At 48.6% G+C, this 698-nt stretch carries 1 protein-coding gene; it reads left to right on the forward strand.

Features of this window, described 5'->3' with window-relative positions; genetic code table 11:
• Window positions 1–182 precede the first annotated feature (182 nt).
• A partial coding sequence (locus J5224_RS32880) for a LysR family transcriptional regulator (protein WP_264629106.1) occupies window positions 183–698 on the forward strand: 516 nt, incomplete at its 3' end.

Here is a 698-nt window from a genome sequence, read left to right on the forward strand (position 1 = left end):
TCCACGGTATAGAGCATCAGCCGATCTCCACATGAGTTATAAACGCGAGCAAATACATTTGCTCAATGATTTTTCATCATGCTACAGGCTGGTTATGAGGTTTAAAAACGATAATATGTCACGGGTTAGTGATATTAAGTCAATGAAAGCACGTTGCAGGCACTGAGCAAGGAACAGATTTTATGCGCAGAAAAATACCCAGTAGTGCGTCCCTGCAGGCTTTTGATGCCGCCGCAAGGCACGGTAATTTTGCCCGGGCCGCAGAGGAGTTATCGTTAACCGAAGGGGCGATTAGCCGTCAGATTGCGCGTCTTGAAGCATTGCTGAACTGTAAACTGTTTGACCGTATGGGAAGCAGGGTAAAGCTTAACCCTGTTGGCGCGCGCTATGCACATCACGTGCGTGAAACGCTCGATCGGCTCGAAAGAGATACGCAGTACATCATGGGAATGCCTGAGGGCAGTAAGAGTCTGGATATCGCCGTCCTGCCGACCTTTTCCAGCCGTTGGCTTATTCCCCGCCTGAGCGGCTTTAACGCTTTATTCCCAGACATAACGTTAAATATTGCGGCGAGAACGGATCCGTTCATTTTGCCTGGAAGTGGCTTTGACGCGGTCATTCATTTTAAACATTCCGCATGGGCAGGCATGCGTATGCAATTTCTGTTTCAGGAAAATTTGCTTCCTGTTTGCCATCCC

Source organism: Candidatus Symbiopectobacterium sp. NZEC135, from assembly GCF_025962695.1.